The following is a 19,433-nucleotide window of genomic DNA, read 5'->3' as shown; positions in this document are numbered from 1 at the left end:
TTCGGGGTAGCAGACCGGTATCATTCAGTATTTTAACAACTTTCTTCCTTAATAGAACGACCACTGATAGCATGAAAATGATGATAATTGAAGAAAACTTTAAATTGTCAAATTGAAATTCAAAAACGTTCATAAAAAATACCGCTCCTTTACTGGTTCTTGGAAGAACCAATAAATAGGCGGTATTAGTTGTCTACTATTCAGAAGTTTATCGGATCGGGTCGGCTGTTTTGAAATTAGTAGCCATCCCTGCAATTATCATTGATAAACGTCAAACCAAATAATCCCTTGCTTCATCAATCATTCTGGCCCTTTCAGGACACCTTGTTCTCAATTCTCAGCTTATCTGCCACCATCGCTATGAACTCTGAATTGGTTGGTTTGGACTTACTGATATTAATGGTGTACCCGAACAGGTGTGAAATGCTGTCGATATTTCCACGGGTCCATGCTACCTCGATAGCATGACGAATGGCGCGTTCTACGCGAGATGCCGTCGTTTTGAACTTTTCGGCGATTGCCGGATATAATGTTTTAGTGATGGCTCCCAAAATTTCGATATTATTGTACACCATCGTAATGGCTTCGCGTAAATATTGATAGCCCTTGATGTGAGCTGGTACACCAATTTCATGTATGATGGCCGTGATACTGGCATCCAGGTTTTTCGTCTTACCCATAGGTACAACGTTGGACCGCATGGATGAAATGGTCACCGGACTGCTGCTAACTAACTGCGGCCCCACTAATTGGCGAACACGGTTAGCCAGCACTTCCATGTCAAACGGCTTCAAAATATAATAAGATGCCCCGAGCTGTACGGCCCTCTGTGTAATATTTTCTTGACCGAATGCAGTCAGCATAATGATTTTCGGCTGTGGAGTCAGGTTCATTTCTCTTAAACGCTCCAATACACCGAGACCATCCAGATGAGGCATAATAATATCTAAAATAAGTACATCAGGTATGTTGCGGGATTCTGCGATGCGTTGGAGCACTTCTTCGCCGTTATAGGCGATTCCTGTAACTTCCATATCCTCCTGATCGGAAATATATTCAGCAAGCAAATTCGTAAATTCCCGGTTGTCATCAGCCAACAATACCTCAATTTTTTGCAATGTACTTCCTCCTCATTGAGTGATATTCCATTGTGATATCTGTTTACAGTATATAAATATTTCTTGTCGGAGTATATGATTTCGACATCGAATTATGAATTCCTTCTGTCGAAAATTATTTTTATTTATTTTTTTTATAGTTTCTATTATAATTGATTCTTTATCTTGCAAATATGAGTTATTCCCCTGCTTTTCGACAAAAAAATCTTAAGGCCACTAGCTCGCCTTAAGATTAGAAGATAATTTCAAGCTTACGTTATTCTGCATGATTCCTGCATCGCGCAGCATCCATTCGATAAAACAACCGTAACCTGATTTAGGATCATTCACAAATACATGTGTCACAGCCCCGATAAGCTTACCATTTTGAATAATCGGACTACCGCTCATTCCTTGCACGATTCCCCCGGTCTTATCCAACAGCTTTGGATCTACAATGCGAATCACAAGTCCTTTGGTTGCTGGTTTGTCCTGCTGAGAAATGTGTACAATTTCCGCCTGAAACCGCTGAATTTGTTGACCTTCCAGTACAGTCAAAATTTCTGCAGGTCCTTCCTTTACTTCATTCGCAAGAGCCACCGGAATAGGAGTTGAATACAATCCATATTGCGGCTCATCTGACATTTTTCCAAAAATTCCGAAATTCGTATTTCGTTCAATATTTCCTAATACCCGATGATCTTTGAGAAAATGAGCGCGTTTTTCTCCTGGTTCCCCACTTTGACTTTTCGCAATTGACGTCACATTGGACTGCACAATCTCTCCGCTCCCCACGACAATAGGGGTTTGGGTATTCATATCGGTAATTACGTGGCCCAATGCCCCGTATACACCCTGGTCCGGTGCGTAAAACGTTAATGTACCTACACCTGCAGCCGAGTCTCTAATATACAACCCAAGCCGCCACGCTTTATCATCTTGATCATATGCTGGTGTTAACTTCGTGGAAATCGTCTGCTCTCCTCGACAAAGTGTAATGTCGAGCGGCTTTTTATTCTTACCTGCTTCGTCTACTGCCTCAGCAACCCTTGCCAGGCTATTGAGTGGTTTGCCGTTCATGTGTGTAATCCGATCCCCTAGGCGAATCCCCGCTGTTTCACCAGGTGACACCTTACGATCATTACTTTCCTGAATGATATGGTGACCGACGACAAGCACTCCTGAAGATTTTACTTTGACCCCAATCGTCTGCCCCCCCGGGTATACTTTTAAATCGGGAACTACACTTTCTTGGGTTGTCCTCATGCTTTTAGAGCCGAACAAATCCAAAGAAGCTTGTGGAGGCAGCGCAGCTTGCACATGCTGAGCGTTACCGATAGAACACATAAGAAAAACAAGCAAAAGACCGAGCAATTTGATCCTGGAGTAAAAATTCAATGGCTGTCACGCTCCCTTTGCTTCTTTCGCTTGACGAGTAAAGGTGGTCGCCAATTGCGTACCTATAAGGTAACCTTGCCCCCAGGCTTTTATAACTGTTAAACATTACGCCAGCCGCTCTTTTCAGGCTTTCTTTCCTTCCGCCAAATTCAGCATTTCCTGTGCGTGATGCAAAGTTTTTTCGGTAATTTCCACGCCGCCCAGCATCCGTGCCAATTCCTTGACACGCCCGTCCTCCGTAAGTCCCTCAATTTGAGTCATGGTCCGTCCATCATGGACATTTTTCTCAATAAGGTACTGATGATCTGCCATACATGCCACCTGTGGCAAATGAGTAATGGAAAAGACCTGACAAACGGAAGATAAACGATATAGCTTCTCGGCAATGGATTGAGCTGCACGACCACTCACCCCGGTATCCACCTCGTCAAAAATGAGTACTGGAATTTGATCATGACGCGCAAAAATACTTTTCATCGCCAACATGATACGTGATAGCTCACCGCCTGAAGCGATCTTACCAAGTGGACGTAATGGCTCACCTGGATTGGGGGATATAAGAAATTCCGCATTATCAATGCCCTGCTTGGTAGGTCTTACCTTCAGACCTTTATACTCATATCCGCGTGGATCTTCAATTGGATCAATGCGCACCTTGAGTGACGTTCTTTCCATCTGCAGGTCTTTTAACTCCTGCTCCACTTGCTCTGCAAGCTCTTCAGCACAAATTTCACGTGCTTCTGTAAGCTCTTCCGAAATCTCAAGCAAATCGGAAAGCAACTCGTCCCGTTTTGCAATGAGCTGCTCCAATCGCTCATCTTTATTTTCCAGCAGATCGGTTTCCTGCTCAATACGGCTATAGTATTCCAAAATCTGCTCTATACTATCACCATATTTTCGCTGTAACCCGGTAATTTGATTCAAACGTTGCTCCACTTCATGCAGCTTGCCTGGATTAAATTCAATATCCTCACGATAAGAACGTAATTGGAATGCTGCGTCCTCCAACTGGTAAAAAGCAGACTGAATCTGCTCCGCAATGGGCTGAAGGCTTTTGCTGTCATAGCTTTGGACATCGTTTAATCTGGACAACACGTTATTGATCGTATCCAGTCCACCTCTGCCGCTTAGCAGTTCGTATGCTCCTGATATCCCATCCATCATTTTCTCACTATGGGATAGCTTGACCCGTTCCTCTGCCAATAATTCATCTTCTCCCAATTTCAACTCCGCCGCAGCGATCTCTTCTAATTGAAATCGGTACATATCCAAAAGCTGATAAGCCTTTTGACTGGAGCTTTGCAGTTCTCTTACTTCTTTTTCCGCTTTGACAAAAGCATTGTAACGCTCCCGATAAAGCGTTTTGACCGGACCGATGACCGAATCACCGAACGTATCCAGCAGCGCCAGATGGCGATCTGCACGTAGCAGGCTTTGATGCTCATGTTGCCCGTGGATATTGACGAGTTGCTCACCCACCTCACGCAGCATCGTTAAATTAACCATCTGGCCGTTAATTCGCGAAGAGCTTTTCCCTTGAACCGTAAGTTCGCGACGAATCAGCAAATGCTCCTCTGCATTAGCCTTAATCCCTTGTTCCTCAAGTGTATTCCAAACTGGATGTTTTACCGGCAGTTCAAATAAGGCTTCCATCTCTGCTTTATCACAACCGTAACGCACTAAATCAGCAGAGCCCCTACCGCCTGCAATCAGCCCTAGCGCATCGATAATAATGGATTTACCAGCACCTGTTTCTCCGCTCAACACATGAAACCCTTTATAAAAATGAACATCGACGGCCTCTACAACCGCCAAATTCCGTATAGACAAAGTGACCAGCATCGTTCTTTCACCTCTATGATGTACAAATTAAAACGCCTAATATGCGTAGCCATTATAATTAGGAAATGTAGCCCATAAGACGATTCACGATAGCTTCACTGTTTTCTTCCGATCGGCAAATAATCAAAATGGTATCATCCCCGCTAATCGTCCCCATGATCTCGGACCATTCAATATTGTCCAATAAAGCAGCAATCGAGTTGGCTGTTCCCGGCAGGCATTTCATCACAATCAGATTGGTTGTGTAGTCAATATGCAAAAAGTTATCGACCAACGTACGTTTCAGTTTCTGGGCCGGATTGTAACGTTGATCTGAAGGCATCGAATATTTATATCTGCCATCGTCCATTGGAACCTTGATGAGCAGCAACTCCTTGATATCACGCGATACGGTCGCCTGCGTGACCTGAAAACCAGCCTTTCGCAATGCTTCAACCAGATCATCCTGCGTCTCAATCTCATGTTGTGAAATAATTTCCCTAATTTTAATATGTCGTTGACCCTTCATATAATCCTCCTATGGATTAACCTTCATATTCCTCTTCTTCGAGGTCTTCCACTAATGTAATAAGGCGAATACTTCGCTCGTCCGTATCAACGTACAATACACCCGCGCAACCCGGATAGAGCAATAAATACGGCATGAGCCTGTCCCTTAAATCAGGACCACTCCACTCCATTGGTTTCTTGCGGCGTGACGTTTTGACCATATATGTCGAACCGTTTCGTACAGCCACGTAGTCTATAAACAAACGGCTATACACGGTATGTCCATTCACTTTAAAAGCAAGCGGTATTTTCATCTTCCCGCCCACTACTTCATATCCTGCTTCTTCGAGTAGGTCTGTGACAGGCCCTTCGTCCAAGTCCTCGTTAATCGGTATCGTCTTTAGCACAAGCGACCCTGGCTCCTTCAACCAGGCACGTAGGCTATACAAAGCCCATATCCCTAATATCACCCCGATCACAGCGATGATAACCGTATCATATCTTGTGTCCATGGACCGATCACCTCATGGACATATTCTAGGACAAGATGTAAAATCCCTTTTCCTTTGTACATCTCATTATAGGCGAACGTGAGTTCTATAATCAATCCCTCACACCAAAAAGAGGTTCCCTTAAGTTCACAGAACTCATGGAGAACCCCTGAATGTTACTTACGCGATGGACCATTATTAAAAGTCTGACCTGCTTCCTGAACGGTACGTTCAATCAGTGGTCTGAAATCCATCTTCTCCAGCTGCGATTCTGCAGCAGGAAGCCCATCCAAACGCCAATGCGCTAAAAATTCAATATTGCCTTCTCCACCTGTAATAGGCGAATAAGCCAAACCTTGCAGCGTAAGTCCAAGCTCATGTGCAAACATCAGAATGGTCTGCAACACTTCTTTATGCGTAGCAGGATCACGGACCACACCGGATTTTCCGACCTTTTCGCGTCCAGCTTCGAATTGCGGCTTGATTAGAGCTACAATATCAGCAGGTTGATGCAACAAGGCAAGCAACGGGGGCAAAATAATACGTAATGAAATAAAGGAAACGTCAATACTAGCGAAATTCGGCACGGAACCATTCAAATCCGCGGGTGTCATATATCTGAAATTCGTTTTCTCCATTACGCATACTCGTTCATCATTACGAAGGGACCAATCCAGCTGGTTATAACCCACATCAATGGCGTATACGTATTCAGCTCCATGCTGAAGCGCACAATCCGTAAAACCTCCAGTGGACGAGCCGATATCCAGCATTGTCCTGCCCTTCATATCCAGCTCAAATTGACGGATGGCCTTCTCCAGCTTCAATCCTCCACGGCTTACATACGGATGCACCGAACCCTTAACTTTAAGCTCGCTGGCGCGTGGTACCTTCATCCCCGCCTTCTCGATCCGTTCGCTGTCCGCCAGCACTAGCCCAGCCATAATCGCAGCTTTAGCTTTTTCACGGCTTTCAAAAAAGCCTTGTTCTACAAGTAATACATCAATGCGTTCCTTCGGAACAGACATGTTAATCTCCCTTTAGGCAGCCAGGCTGCTCTTGTCATACTTTTTATAAACGTCATGGTCTTCACTTCAAGTTACCCTATACGGATTGTCCCATGCCATATGCTGGCTCAGCAGCCCATTTACGCAGCTTTAAGCATACATCCTCAATGGTAAGACCTACTTCAGCACGCTGCTCTTTGATGGAGCCATGCTCCACGAACAGATCGGGAATCCCCATTAGGCGCACCTGTGCCTCTTGTATTTCGGCTTTAGCGTAAAATTCCAGTACAGCGCTACCCAAACTTCCTGCTTCAGAAGCTTCTTCCAATACGATCAGCTTCGTATGCTGACGAGCCAGCTCACGCAACATATCCTCGTCCAAAGGCTTCAGGAAACGGGCATTCACGACGCCCACTTGCAAACCTTCCCGTTTCATCGCCTCCGCAGCCTCTGTCGCCACCTGGAGCATCGGTCCTGATGCGATTACAGCAAAGCCCTCGCCTTTACGCAGGAGCTCCCAACTGCCGATGGGAATAGCCTGTAATTCTTTATCCATCGGCACGCCAACCACATTAACACGCGGGTAACGATAAGCAATTGGACCATCTTCATAGTCGAGTGCTGTTTTCATCATATGGCGTAGCTCGTTCTCATCCTTTGGCATCATAAGCACAAGATTGGGGATATGACGCAAGAATGCCACATCAAACACGCCATGATGAGTTTCCCCGTCAGCCCCAACAAAACCTGCACGGTCAATCGCGAACATTACGTTCGCATTATGACGACAGATATCATGCACAATCTGGTCATAAGCACGCTGCATAAAAGTGGAATACACCGCAAACACCGGCTTCATCCCTTCCATTGCCAACGCAGCACACATGGTAGCTGCATGCTGTTCAGCAATGCCGACGTCAATCATACGGCTAGGAAACTCTTTACTAAACGGTACCAATCCTGATCCGCCAGGCATAGCGGGGGTGACCGCAACGATGCGCTCATCCTGCTCAGCCAGCTCAATCAACGTTCGACCGAAAATTTCCGTATACATCGGATTACCTACAGCTTTGAGTACCTGACCCGATTCAATTTTGTAGGGACTGATTCCATGCCATTTGTGTGAATCTGCTTCCGCAGGTTTATAGCCCTTGCCCTTGGTTGTTACGACATGCACCAATACAGGGCCAGTGACATTATCAGCCTGCTGGAAGGTTTCGATTAGCTTCGGCAAATCATGTCCGTCCACTGGACCGAGATACGTAAGTCCCAGTTCCTCAAACAGTACACCAGGCACCATCATATATTTAAGACTGTCCTTGACACGGCCAGCCGATTTGGCAAGTTTACCGCCGATCGCGGGTATTTTTTTCAGCAAAACTTCCAGCTCATCTTTTGCTCGCAAATAATGACGGTCTGAGCGGATTTTGCTCAAATAATTATGCATGGCCCCTACATTAGGTGCTATGGACATTTCGTTGTCATTCAGAATGACCATTAAATTTTTGCGCTCATGACCGATATGATTCAACGCTTCGAAGGCCATCCCCCCAGTCAACGCTCCGTCTCCGATCATTGCAATGACTTTATTGTCCTCGCCCTTCAAATCTCGAGCCAAGGCCATTCCCATTGCCGCCGACAGAGAAGTGCTGCTATGACCGGCTTCCCAAACATCATGCTCGCTCTCACTTCTTTTTACAAAACCACAAAGTCCATCACGCTGACGAAGTGTATCAAAACGGTCCATTCGCCCTGTCAATATTTTGTGTACGTAGGCTTGGTGCCCAACGTCATAAATCATCTTGTCCTTTGGACTGTTATAGCAATAATGCAGGGCGATCGTGAGCTCAACCACTCCCAGATTCGATGCCAGATGCCCCCCAGTCACGGACAGCTTCTCAATCAAAAAGCTCCTGATTTCCTCGGCTAGAGAAGCCAACTCCTCAACCGACAGTGATTTCAGATCGCCTGGTTGCTTTATGTGTGGAAGCAGCACGCATATCTCCCCGCTTTCCTTCAAGTTTGTGTGTAAAGTTAACAAGTATTATATCACACTTTTTAACTGTGCTTAAACGCAGACAAGTCAAAACAGCTCTAACGCAACTAATGATCACGCTTCATCAGGTAATCCGCTATCTCCAGCAAACGAGAAGAATCGGGAATACCGCTCTCTGTTATCATTTTTTTAGCAGATGCGGTGAGTTCCTCCACCTGCCGCAAAGATGCGTCCATACCAATGAAATACGGATAGGTAACCTTCTCCTGCTCAACATCACTTTGCGTTTTCTTACCCATTTTGCTCTCATCGCCTATGAGGTCCAGTATATCGTCCTGTATCTGAAAAGCCAGCCCCAAGTCTCGTCCAAAGCGGCGAAGCGCCTCTAATTGAGTCTTGTCCGCCCCACCAATCCGTCCACCTGCCAAGAGCGAGAAAATAATCAAATCAGCAGTTTTATGAAGATGGATATATTCCAGTTCCTCGATCCCCGTCATTCCTTGCTCGCCTGACATATCGGCGACCTGTCCGCCTACCATGCCCCGCGCGCCACTCATTTCGGACAAATCCTCAACAATGGACAATAGCGAATCGGATGAAACACCGTGACGTCGTCCTGCTTGCACAATGCTGTAAAAGGCATGGGTCAACAAAGCATCACCCGCAAGGACGGCAACCGCCTCGCCGTATACCTTATGATTCGTCAGCTTACCTCGCCGATAATCATCATCATCCATGGCTGGCAAGTCGTCATGAATGAGAGAGTACGTATGTACCATTTCTACCGCACATGCCACTGGCAACGCAGCTTCCCTGCTTCCACCGAATGCTTCAGCAGCAGCGATCACAAGCAGAGGCCGCAGCCGTTTTCCGCCTGCGGTGAGTGAATAATTCATAGATTCTCGAAGAACATCGGGAATGTTCCAATCGGCCGGGAACTGCTCGGTCAGTGCAGACGAAACCGCATCCGCCGTTCCGGTCAAATATTCCTTGAACGACGGTCTATTCAAGCCCTTCACCGCCGTTTTCATCTAATCCGCCGCCAAAAGGCTTCTTGCGCAAATCTCCATCCTCTTCCACGATCATTTCAATTTTACGTTCAACCTGCTCCAGCTTTTGACTGCAAAGCTGAGACAGCTTCATCCCCCGCTGGAACAAATCAATGGCTTGCTCCAGAGGAACGTCTCCATGCTCCAGTTGTCCGACAATTTCTTCAAGAGCGGCCATAGCCGCTTCAAAATTCAATTCCGTTTCATTCGCCACCGTGCTTCGCGTCCTCCTTCATTCCCCATACTTGGCAGTCCAACTGCCCATCACTCACTTTAATCTTGATGGAATCTCCCGGCTGTACGTCTTTGAGCGACTTAATCAGCCGTTTCTCCTGCTCATCGTATACCAAGCTATAGCCTCGGGCCATGACTTTGAGTGGGCTCAGCGCATCCAGCTGACGAATTCCCGTGTGCAACTGCTGCCGTCCCGTTTTCGTAATAGCACGCATCGCAGACTCCAGCTGACGTTGCGCCATATCCGCCTGCTTGCGTGCCGAACGAATTTGTTCACGTGGATTAAACCGCTCTAGTACCTGACGCATACGTGCATTCTTTTCTGCGTTTAAGCGTGAACGGTTACCCACTGCGCGGATTAGCCGCTGATGCAGCATGTCCATTCGCTCTGCATGCTGTAGCATATAGCGGCGTGGGTGCAGCAGGACTGGTGAACGCTGAAGCCTCACCAAGCGTTCACGGCTGGTTTCCAGCCGCTGCCGGAGGGCGTTGCGCAGGCGTTGCTCACGCTGGAGCAGCTGATCCCGTAGCTCTGCCTGATTAGGCACAGCCAACTCAGCTGCTGCGGTTGGCGTTGCTGCACGCAAGTCAGCCACAAAATCGGCAATGGTAAAATCCGTTTCGTGTCCAACTGCCGAAATAACCGGAATGACCGATGCGTAAATGGCGCGCGCAACCGCTTCCTCATTAAACGCCCACAGTTCTTCCAACGAGCCACCTCCCCGTCCGACGATCATCACCTGAACCTCTTGCATACGATTCATAGCTTCAATTGCCTTGACAATCGAGGGTGCGGCACCTTTTCCTTGTACAAGCACAGGATACAACACAATTCCAGCATGCGGGTATCGCCGTTGAAGGGTCGTAATAATATCACGCACAGCCGCTCCGGTCGGTGACGTAATCACGCCAATGGTTGCCGGATGGGCAGGGAGATTACGCTTACGAGCAGTATCAAACAGTCCCTCTGCATCCAGCTTTTGCTTGAGCTGTTCGTAAGCCAAATAAAGGCTTCCTATACCATCAGGCTGCATTTGAGTCGCATAAAACTGATATTGTCCATCTCGTTCGTACACGGATACGTTTCCCCGGGCAATAACACGCGTACCTTCTTTCGGTACGAAGGGAAGCCGCTGATTATGGGTTGCAAACATAATCGAACGTATGCGGCTCCCCTCATCCTTGAGCGTAAAGTACATGTGACCACTCGAATGATGCGTAAAATTAGAAATTTCCCCGCGTATCCATACATCAGACAGCACCTGATCCGATTCCAGTTTCATCCGGATATAACGATTCAGGTCCTTTATAGAGTAAATACGTTGTTCAGCCATAGGCAGCTGCCCTTATGCCAAACCGTGCGACCGCTTGGCCGCTACAAGCGTATTTTGCATCAGCATCGTAATCGTCATCGGGCCTACTCCGCCGGGAACAGGCGTAATCGGACCAGACACTTGCTTCACGCTCTCAAAATCAACGTCTCCCGCCAGCTTTCCGTTCTCCAGACGGTTCATCCCCACATCTATCACAACCGCTCCGGGCTTCACGAACGAAGCATCAATAAAGTTGGCTTTGCCGATCGCAACGACTAAGATATCCGCTTGTCGACTTAGATCCCCGATATTCGCTGTACGGGAGTGGCACATCGTAACCGTAGCATTTTCACGTTGCAACAATAAAGACACTGGCTTGCCTACGATATTACTGCGACCAATAACTACCGCATGTTTACCAGCAATCTCCACTCCAGCACGCTTGATTAACTCAATGACTCCAGCAGGAGTACAAGGCAATAGACTATCGTCACCGATGACCAAATTCCCTACGTTCACCGGATGAAATCCATCCACATCCTTCTCCACTGCAATCGCGTCAATGACAGCTTTTTCATGAATATGCTTTGGCAATGGCAGTTGAACCAAAATCCCATGGATAGTACTTTGATGGTTCAGCTTGTCCACTAGTTCCAGTAATGCTTCCTGCGAAGTATCTGCTGCCAACCGGTGAACCTCTGAGTAATAGCCGAGATCATGGCACGCCTTTTCCTTGTTTTTAACATACACCTGCGAAGCGGGATCTTCGCCTACCAATACAACAGCCAGTCCCGGTTGAAAGCGGTGCTCTTTCAGACGAATGACCTCTTGCTGAATTCTTGCGCGAATATCCTGAGAGATTTGTTTACCATCAATGATCGGTGCTGACATGTTTAACCACTCTCCAACCTGATTCAGTAGTCTCTACTTAAAAACGTGCTTTCAATTGCTCCAGTTCTTGAATCACTCGTCCCAGTACACCATTAACAAATTTACCGGATTCCTCGGTACCAAAGTGCTTCGACAACTCAATCGCTTCATTAACAGCTACCTTGGCTGGAACATCCTCACGGAAAATCATCTCATATGCCGCAAGTCTCAAAATTTGACGATCTACACGTGAAAGTCTGCTGATCTGCCAGCCTTTAAGATAATCCACCAACAGCCCATCAATGGCTTCCTTGTGCTCCCACGTACCCCGCACATGCTCTAAAACATACGCTCTTAACACTGCCGCGTCTTTAACGACAACTTCCGCTTCGTTTTCCTCAGCGGCTTCCTGAAGCAACATGTCCACGGCTGCTGCCGCATCCACTTCATTCATTTCCATATGGTACATACTCTGTACTGCTAATTCCCTCGCCAGACGTCTTTTCATGCCCTGCCTCCTACGCTTGCCTATATCTATTTTTCATTCTAACCAATTTCCACAAAAAAACCTGTGAACGCATCCTCCAAAACGTTGGGCGCAAAGAAGCTACAGCTCTATTTTGGAGAACACGTATCACAGGGTTCATTTAAAAGGACGCCAACGCTGCGACAACCAATCGCCCCATTCCTTCCAAGGGAGAAATGAACCAAGCGCTGAATCGCTACGTCTTCCTAGCGTATATCCGATGAACACCATCAATGCAAAGAACAACATATTCCAAAAGCCTGCCCACAAATAAATAAAACCGAAAAAAATACCAGCCGTGATCCCCATGATCCGGCCCTTGTAACTTCCCCATATTTCTTTCCAGGGCATCAGGGAAAATCACCTCTATTCCACACGACTCTTAAAGCTGGGTGACTGAGAAACATTAGCGATGTACACCGACACATTGGACACAGGAATTCCTGTAATTTCTTCCACATGATCGTGTACCCCCTTTTGTACCTCGGAGGTTAACACCGGAATGGAGCTTTCCCCGTCTACAACCGCCCGAATCGTAATATCAAGTCCCGATTCCAACACGCGAACGCGTGCTTTCAAATCCTGCATCCCGCGAAATCGGGAAGCTGCTTTGAGGCACAGATTTTCAATGGTGTCCACTGAAATCTGAATGTCACCATATTCCGTTCGTTGATCAATAGAATGCTGTACGGTTTGGTTCCGTCGAATAGAGATATAAAAAAAACGAAGACTCAATAACAACAGAACCCCTGCAATAATCAGGCTGGTAAACCACACCACTCGCTCATCCTCAATACTTAAAACATACGGAATGGCCCCGCTCAGGAGGAGGATGGCGAGAATGGAAATAATTCCGATACTTAAGCTGTACAAGAACAGCAGAAGTCTGTCCATAACTTTAGCCACGAAACGCACAGCCTCCTTAAATTAGAGTAAACCCTCGACCCATAAGGGTCGGGGGTTTGTACAAAGTATCGCTCTATTTAACCCGTCCGGCGCCCAGCACTTCCGGCTCTTCTACTTTTTCGGCATTTTTGAATTGAACATCATGAATTTGCACATTCACTTCAACAACGTTAAGACCTGTCATGTTCTCAATCGAACGCTTAACATTATGCTGAATAGCAGCAGCCACCTCAGGCAGACGGTTACCGTACTCAATAATGACGGAGACGTCTACAGCAGCTTCACGCTGTCCGACTTCCACTTTTACACCTTTAGATAAATTTTTGCGGCCTAGCAGTTCGGCAAACCCACCAGCAAATCCGCCACTCATTCCCGCTACGCCTGGTACCTCAACGGTAGCCAGTCCGGCAATGACTTCAATAACTTCTGGGGCAATTTGAATCTCCCCAATTTCTGTACGTTCGAATTCGGTTGGCACTGTGCTCATACCTTCAACACCTTTCGGTCAAAATAAGTTTCATTCCAGCTTTGGATTTCAAAGCAGACATGCTCACTTATTATCCATACTATATCATTTGGCGTTCATTATGACAAACTGAGGAAATATACCGATTAAACTTCGTTTTCCTCCAAAAATTTAATATCAAAATCGCCTCTAATAAAGGTCGGATGCTCTAGCAAGCGCTGATGAAAAGAAATCGTTGTGGGTATGCCCTCAATAGCAAACTCAGACAAAGCCCGCTTCATTTTGGCAATTGCATCTTGCCGTGTAGGTGCCCACACAATCAGCTTGGCGATCATAGAGTCATAATAAGGAGGAATGCTATAACCTGGATATGCTGCGCTGTCTACCCGTACTCCAGGACCGCCTGGAGGCAGATAAAATCCGATTTTACCCGGTGCAGGCATAAAATTGCGATCCGGGTCCTCAGCGTTAATACGGCATTCTATCGCCCAACCATTGATGGTGACTTCTTCCTGCGTAAAGGAAAGCGGATGTCCTTCAGCGACAGAAATCATTTCCTTAATCAGGTCTACACCGGTAATCATTTCTGTTACGGGATGTTCTACCTGAATACGTGTATTCATTTCCATGAAATAGAAATTATTGTCCGGGCCGAGCAAAAATTCGAGAGTACCTGCACCAGAGTATTGAACGGCCAAAGCTGCACGAACAGCTGCCTGACCCATTTCTTCACGGACATCCTGCGATAGTACAGGACATGGTGCTTCCTCCAACAACTTCTGACGACGACGCTGAACAGAGCAGTCCCGTTCGCCTAAATGGGCAACATTACCATGCTTGTCCGCTATGATCTGTATTTCCACATGTTTCATACCAGTCAAATATTTTTCTAGGTACACACCCGCGTTGCCAAATGCTTTTTGCGCCTCCTGCTGAGCGGTAGTGATTTGCTGAATAAGGTTATCCTCATCTTCGGCGATACGAATACCTTTACCTCCGCCACCTGCTGTGGCCTTGATAATTACCGGATATCCGATATCACGTGCGATGCTGATCGCATCCTGCAAATCCTCAACCAGCCCGTCTGAACCCGGAATAACCGGAACTCCGGCATCCTTCATGGTCTGCTTGGCTACGGCCTTATCTCCCATTTTGTTAATGGCTTCAGGAGAAGGACCAATAAACGTAATATTACACGATTCGCAAATTTCAGCGAAGTCTGCATTTTCCGCCAAAAATCCGTAACCTGGATGAATGGCATCACATTCAGTCAATGTAGCAACGCTCATCAGGTTCGTAAAATTAAGGTAGCTGTCCTTAGATAGCGTCGGTCCGATACAGTAAGCCTCATCTGCGAGACGCACATGTAACGAATCCTTGTCAGCTTCCGAATATACGGCAACTGTCGAAATATTCATCTCGCGGCAAGCGCGAATGATACGAACCGCAATTTCTCCACGATTTGCAATCAATACTTTTTGAAATGTCATGACTTTACCTCCCTGGGAGCAGTCTTGCCAAACCCTCAAAAGAGGGTTCAAACAAGCTTTACTCCGGTTTCACAAGGAACAATGGCTGGCCATACTCGACCAACTGTCCGTTTTCGGCCAAAATTTCCACAATTTCGCCCTTCACTTCAGCTTCCAGCTCATTCATCAGCTTCATCGCTTCAATGATACATACCGTTGTTTTTTCGCCCACTTTGCTGCCAATACTCACATACGGAGCCGTATCCGGGGATGAAGAACTATAGAAAGTGCCTACCATCGGAGATACGATTTTATGTAGATTGCTTGCATATTCCCTAGGTTCCCCAGCAGTTGTAGATCCAACATCGGACTGTACTTGTGGATTTGGAATAACAGCTTGTGGTGCCACTGCATAAGCAGGTGTTGCCACAGGAGCCTGTACCGTAACGATCTCGCTTTTGCCAGGTTTCCGGATCAACAGGCGAGTTCCTTCATTTTCAATTTCAAGCTCATGCACAGACGTTTCATCCACCAGCTTGATCAATTCCTTAATCTCGCTTAATTTAAACATCTCTATTAATCACTCCTTCAGCATTTTGCCGGTTGCTGATTACATTGTTGAAACAGCTTTATGTATTATATCACAATCATTAAAAATAGAAAGAGCCCGGAATAATGCAGAAATCCGGGCTTTTTCGCGTTTTTTGTCTTATTGTGTAACATACTGGACACTGATCTTATCCTGCGTTACGTTCAGTTCCTTCATGACTTTATCAACAATTGTTACCGCTTGCTTAGCATCCAATTTTTCACTCAGAACCACTACTTTGTATTTATCAGCATCTTCCTCACGGACGACCGCATTGGCGAACTGCTGCTGAAGCTCTTCTTCAATTCCAGTAATTTTAGCCTGCTTATCTTCAAGTACATGTAATTCCTTTTGAGCCTCCGCAGCTTTCTTTGGTGTGCTGTCATTCATTGCGGTAGTCAGTTCATCATTTTTCTTCTGATTTTCCACGTCCCGTTCCAGCAAATAGTTGTCAATCACAGCTGCTGCTGTAGGTTGGGCAGCTTGATCGGTTGCCACTTGATCCAGTACCTGCTGGTCGGTTTTGGCTGTAGAGGCTGCTTTGTCGTCACTTTGTGCTGTCGCGTCCGTCCTAGTTGCAGTTGTGTTTTGATCGGATGTCGCTGGTTCAGTAGTAGGGGGGGCTGCCGTATCTTTATCGCCTTTTGAGTTTTCTGTTGCTGGGTCAGTTGTGGAAGCCGTATCCGATTTTGTGGAAGTTGCTGATGCTCCATCAGTTACTTCTCCATTCGTCACTACTTCATTTACCTTCAGTTCGTTCAGTTGTTCCTCTGCCTTCGTCGTTGCTTCCTGTGCGGCATCCTGCTTAACCTTGCTCACTTGCTCACTATCGGCTACTGGTGGATTGGCAGGGCTTGAGTCCTCCGTAAACAAATAATACGCAGACAGCACGACCATTAAACTCAGCATGGACACCAGCCAAACGGTTTGTCTTTTATTATTCATGTTCCGTCCTCCATATTCATTAATGGTTTAAAATATAAACTTCTTTGTTCTTGAATTCCAAATTATCCCTGTTTGCGCGGTACGACTGAAATTTTGTAGGAAGGTACATTTAGTCCCTTCTGTACAGCATCGACAATTAGCTGCTTCACTGTAGGGTTTTCTGCCCCCATAGCCACAACAAGCACTCCCCTCACCTGCGGTTTTACTTTTTTTGTCACAATCGGGGTGTGCTGGCCACCTGATGACTCATAGGTGACAATCTCGCCATCACGTGTATATTGAGTAGTGTGTCGTTGTCCGCCATTGGCGTCCGTCTCGTTGTTCTCTTCCTGCATGTCCTTTACATTGCGTTGAACGATAACTTCTTCGGTGGAATCTACCGTAACCATGACATCGACGGTTCCTACGCCAACAATCTGCTCCAGCATCTGTTTCATATTGTCCTCAAAAACCTTCTCGATCCCGGCAAAGGAACTTTCTTCACCTGTTGTTGTCTCTAACGTAGGCTCATTTTTCATCACCCCAGGCGGCTCACGGCCTACGTTTTCTGGATCAACCTTTTTCACATTAACGAATGAATTAAAAAGCATAATCGCTACACCGATAAGGCCAAGTATAAGCAGCCAACGAAATGAGTTGAATCTTTTCGCCCCATCCGCCCCTCCACCCAGCCATTGCTCCAGCTTTTTCAGCCATTTGCTCATTTCTGCTCACCTCCTGTTACCATTCATGTGTTCCATCCTGCGAAGAAACCACCTGAACATTTTTGCTGTCTATTCCCCATTTTTCACGTAGAAGTCCTGTAATTAAACCAAAAGCTTTCGTATCCGTTGGCTTTCCGTCCTCAGCAGTTTTATCAGGATTACGATCTTCTTCTCGCGTTCCTTCATTAAGTTCTGAATTTTTTGTATGTGTCGGTTCCACACGAATATTCACTGTCTTTTCGGCTACAGGCTCCACCATTATCGGCTTGGCATCTGCACCAGGCGAGACGTCTGTGTTGTTCTTTTCTTTTTCTGGCTGCTGCTCTGCCAATTTGACCACTACCGACTGGACACCCGTTCCTGCCTCCAGCTCCGATTCCTTCTGTTGAATCTTTGCAAGGGTAACCTGGACCGACTGAATTGCTAACCCAGTATATTGTTCCAACTGTCCTTTCATTTCCTTAGCTACCTCTTTGCCGGCCCATTGCATGGAGCTTTGTTCTTGCTGTTGCTTCAACTGGCTGCCTTTTGCTAAAATCTCCTCCAATGTCGGTTCCCTCTTGCCTGTCTCAGCCTGACGTTGAAGATCCAATGCTCGCCCTAGAACCTCGGAGGGGCTGCTACTCAGTAAGCGCACGACCGGAGACAGCAACGTCAGCAAAATAAGCAGGCTGAGAACGAGTTTGACATACCTTTCCATAGATCGGCTCGGTAAGATCATATCGACAAAAGAAGCCAGCAACACGATTAGCACCAGTTCCTTAAGCCAGCCTCCCAGCCAGGTCACTTCACTCTCCTCCCCCCTTGTTGGTTTACATGCATTGGTTTACATGCATTGGTTCACCTCATCATGACCGTCATATTGCCTGCTGCGAGCATGACTGTAATCGCAAGGAAAGACATTAATCCCACTGCCGCCAGCGCCGCGAAAACATAAATCATGCTCTTGCCGATTGCATCCAGACATTCCACGATAGGCGTATCACCCAAAGGCTGCATGATCGCTGCTGTCACTTTATAAATGAGAGCCAGTGTCAGAATCTTGAGGGCGGGAAAGGCACACAGGAACAATATAATAATGACTCCTACCAGACCAATGGCATTTTTAACGAGCAGCGAAGCCGAAATGACTGTATCTGTCGCATCTGCCAACGCCTTGCCGACCACCGGAACAAAGCTACCCGTAATATATTTGGCTGTGCGGATCGTTAATCCGTCAGTAACTGACGAAGTCAAGCCTTGTACCGAAATGACTCCCAGAAATATGGTCAGCAGCACTCCCAGCACTGCTACTCCAGCGTTCCGCATCAGATCGGCTAGCTGGGTCAGTTTGTATTTGCCCGTCAGCGAGTTGACCAAGTACAGCACAGCCGAGAAGAACAGTAGCGGGAAAACCAGCGTATGAATGACTGTTCCGACTGTGTTGATCATAAATACAATCAGCGGGTGGGTCACCGAAACTGTTACGACGTTCCCCATCGAGGCTAACATGGTAAACAACAAGGGCAACATTGCCATCATGAAGTGAATCATGCTATCAATCGCTTCTTTGGCATAACCAATCGCTACACTAAAGCTATTAATCGCCAGAATGATAATGACCATGTATACGATAGCGTAGGCCACTTTGCTGACCTGTTTGCTTTCAAAAGCGCTTTGCAGCGTTTCCAGCACCATACTCATAATGCTGAGCATGACGATGGTGACGAGCAATTTGGCATTTACTCGGATTTCATGGATGAAAAAATCAGCTATAGCGCTCAATACACCCTTTATGCTGAACCCTTCACCGCCTGGAAGCAGCATGTCCATGAAGGAAGGCGTTTTCTGATCCGGGAAAAATCCGCCGTATTCCTGCATGAGCCCGTCCCAATAATGTTCTACTTCATCTTTGGGCATTTGCTCCGCCTGCTGTCTGATCCATTCGTTAGTCGGTGTATCTGCAAAGAGGACCGCAGCTGAGGCACACCAAAGACATAGCAACAACATCGCAATTACTTTGAGATTCGGCATGCCCCCTAGCCTTTTCATGGCATCACCCC

Annotated in this window: 21 protein-coding genes; all 21 read right to left on the bottom strand. The window is 46.7% G+C overall.

The features are described 5' to 3' along the window. Positions 1-314: 314 nt before the first annotated feature. The 21 genes from spo0A to spoIIIAE all read right to left on the bottom strand — a co-directional run bounded on the left by spo0A (position 315) and on the right by spoIIIAE (position 19,422). A complete protein-coding gene (spo0A, locus tag NLX74_RS07755) occupies positions 315-1,118 on the bottom strand; it encodes a sporulation transcription factor Spo0A (RefSeq protein ID WP_023989239.1) in 804 nt (267 codons plus the stop codon). A gap of 216 nt (positions 1,119-1,334) precedes the next feature. Next, a complete protein-coding gene (gene spoIVB, locus NLX74_RS07750; RefSeq protein ID WP_254328384.1) occupies positions 1,335-2,495 on the bottom strand; it encodes a SpoIVB peptidase in 1,161 nt (386 codons plus the stop codon). Positions 2,496-2,618: 123 nt separating this feature from the next. Continuing rightward, a complete protein-coding gene (recN, locus tag NLX74_RS07745; RefSeq protein ID WP_028540598.1) occupies positions 2,619-4,337 on the bottom strand; it encodes a DNA repair protein RecN in 1,719 nt (572 codons plus the stop codon). A 58-nt stretch (positions 4,338-4,395) separates the two neighbouring features. Next, positions 4,396-4,845, bottom strand: coding sequence for a transcriptional regulator AhrC/ArgR (gene ahrC / locus NLX74_RS07740; RefSeq protein ID WP_013310809.1), 450 nt, complete (start codon positions 4,843-4,845; stop codon positions 4,396-4,398). Between the two features lie 16 nt (positions 4,846-4,861). Continuing rightward, the gene (locus NLX74_RS07735; protein ID WP_254328383.1) at positions 4,862-5,338 is read right to left on the bottom strand and encodes a hypothetical protein; all 477 of its coding nucleotides are present in this window, start codon (positions 5,336-5,338) and stop codon (positions 4,862-4,864) included. A gap of 155 nt (positions 5,339-5,493) precedes the next feature. Next, complete coding sequence (locus tag NLX74_RS07730; RefSeq protein ID WP_023989243.1) at positions 5,494-6,345, bottom strand: TlyA family RNA methyltransferase; 852 nt, start codon at positions 6,343-6,345, stop codon at positions 5,494-5,496. 76 nt (positions 6,346-6,421) lie between these two features. Then, the gene (gene dxs / locus NLX74_RS07725; protein ID WP_039270954.1) at positions 6,422-8,320 is read right to left on the bottom strand and encodes a 1-deoxy-D-xylulose-5-phosphate synthase; all 1,899 of its coding nucleotides are present in this window, start codon (positions 8,318-8,320) and stop codon (positions 6,422-6,424) included. A 107-nt stretch (positions 8,321-8,427) separates the two neighbouring features. Further along, positions 8,428-9,351 carry a polyprenyl synthetase family protein gene (locus NLX74_RS07720; RefSeq protein WP_235309551.1) on the bottom strand — a complete coding sequence of 308 codons (924 nt, stop codon included), beginning with the start codon at positions 9,349-9,351 and terminating at the stop codon, positions 8,428-8,430. After that, positions 9,323-9,583, bottom strand: coding sequence for an exodeoxyribonuclease VII small subunit (gene xseB, locus NLX74_RS07715; protein WP_013310814.1), 261 nt, complete (start codon positions 9,581-9,583; stop codon positions 9,323-9,325). Before xseB ends, NLX74_RS07720 begins: the two co-directional genes overlap by 29 nt. Continuing rightward, positions 9,573-10,937, bottom strand: coding sequence for an exodeoxyribonuclease VII large subunit (gene xseA / locus NLX74_RS07710; RefSeq protein ID WP_254328382.1), 1,365 nt, complete (start codon positions 10,935-10,937; stop codon positions 9,573-9,575). The genes xseB and xseA overlap by 11 nt, the downstream gene beginning before the upstream one ends. A gap of 12 nt (positions 10,938-10,949) precedes the next feature. Beyond that, positions 10,950-11,807 (bottom strand): bifunctional methylenetetrahydrofolate dehydrogenase/methenyltetrahydrofolate cyclohydrolase FolD, encoded by an 858-nt coding sequence (folD, locus tag NLX74_RS07705; RefSeq protein ID WP_254328381.1) that lies wholly within the window; start codon positions 11,805-11,807, stop codon positions 10,950-10,952. 37 nt (positions 11,808-11,844) lie between these two features. Further along, the gene (gene nusB, locus NLX74_RS07700; protein WP_039270947.1) at positions 11,845-12,294 is read right to left on the bottom strand and encodes a transcription antitermination factor NusB; all 450 of its coding nucleotides are present in this window, start codon (positions 12,292-12,294) and stop codon (positions 11,845-11,847) included. A gap of 135 nt (positions 12,295-12,429) precedes the next feature. Beyond that, positions 12,430-12,663 carry a DUF2273 domain-containing protein gene (locus tag NLX74_RS07695; RefSeq protein WP_023989248.1) on the bottom strand — a complete coding sequence of 78 codons (234 nt, stop codon included), beginning with the start codon at positions 12,661-12,663 and terminating at the stop codon, positions 12,430-12,432. Positions 12,664-12,678: 15 nt separating this feature from the next. Then, positions 12,679-13,218 carry an alkaline shock response membrane anchor protein AmaP gene (amaP, locus tag NLX74_RS07690; protein WP_013310819.1) on the bottom strand — a complete coding sequence of 180 codons (540 nt, stop codon included), beginning with the start codon at positions 13,216-13,218 and terminating at the stop codon, positions 12,679-12,681. A 73-nt stretch (positions 13,219-13,291) separates the two neighbouring features. Next, positions 13,292-13,705, bottom strand: coding sequence for an Asp23/Gls24 family envelope stress response protein (locus NLX74_RS07685; protein ID WP_013310820.1), 414 nt, complete (start codon positions 13,703-13,705; stop codon positions 13,292-13,294). 125 nt (positions 13,706-13,830) lie between these two features. Then, positions 13,831-15,174, bottom strand: coding sequence for an acetyl-CoA carboxylase biotin carboxylase subunit (gene accC / locus NLX74_RS07680; RefSeq protein WP_165177316.1), 1,344 nt, complete (start codon positions 15,172-15,174; stop codon positions 13,831-13,833). Positions 15,175-15,232: 58 nt separating this feature from the next. Beyond that, positions 15,233-15,724 (bottom strand): acetyl-CoA carboxylase biotin carboxyl carrier protein, encoded by a 492-nt coding sequence (accB, locus tag NLX74_RS07675; RefSeq protein ID WP_029517257.1) that lies wholly within the window; start codon positions 15,722-15,724, stop codon positions 15,233-15,235. Positions 15,725-15,862: 138 nt separating this feature from the next. Further along, positions 15,863-16,687 carry a SpoIIIAH-like family protein gene (locus tag NLX74_RS07670; RefSeq protein WP_254328380.1) on the bottom strand — a complete coding sequence of 275 codons (825 nt, stop codon included), beginning with the start codon at positions 16,685-16,687 and terminating at the stop codon, positions 15,863-15,865. Positions 16,688-16,749: 62 nt separating this feature from the next. Continuing rightward, the gene (gene spoIIIAG / locus NLX74_RS07665; RefSeq protein ID WP_029517255.1) at positions 16,750-17,391 is read right to left on the bottom strand and encodes a stage III sporulation protein AG; all 642 of its coding nucleotides are present in this window, start codon (positions 17,389-17,391) and stop codon (positions 16,750-16,752) included. 16 nt (positions 17,392-17,407) lie between these two features. Then, positions 17,408-18,178 (bottom strand): stage III sporulation protein AF, encoded by a 771-nt coding sequence (gene spoIIIAF, locus NLX74_RS07660; RefSeq protein WP_235309547.1) that lies wholly within the window; start codon positions 18,176-18,178, stop codon positions 17,408-17,410. A gap of 53 nt (positions 18,179-18,231) precedes the next feature. After that, on the bottom strand, positions 18,232-19,422 hold the full coding sequence (gene spoIIIAE / locus NLX74_RS07655) for a stage III sporulation protein AE (RefSeq protein WP_039270939.1): 1,191 nt from the start codon (positions 19,420-19,422) through the stop codon (positions 18,232-18,234). Positions 19,423-19,433 lie beyond the last annotated feature (11 nt).

It is taken from the genome of Paenibacillus sp. MZ03-122A (genome assembly GCF_024213325.1).
Taxonomy (GTDB): domain Bacteria; phylum Bacillota; class Bacilli; order Paenibacillales; family Paenibacillaceae; genus Paenibacillus; species Paenibacillus polymyxa_B.
The sequence above is the reverse complement of the archived record's forward strand: the minus strand, read 5'-3'. Positions and strand labels throughout refer to the sequence as shown.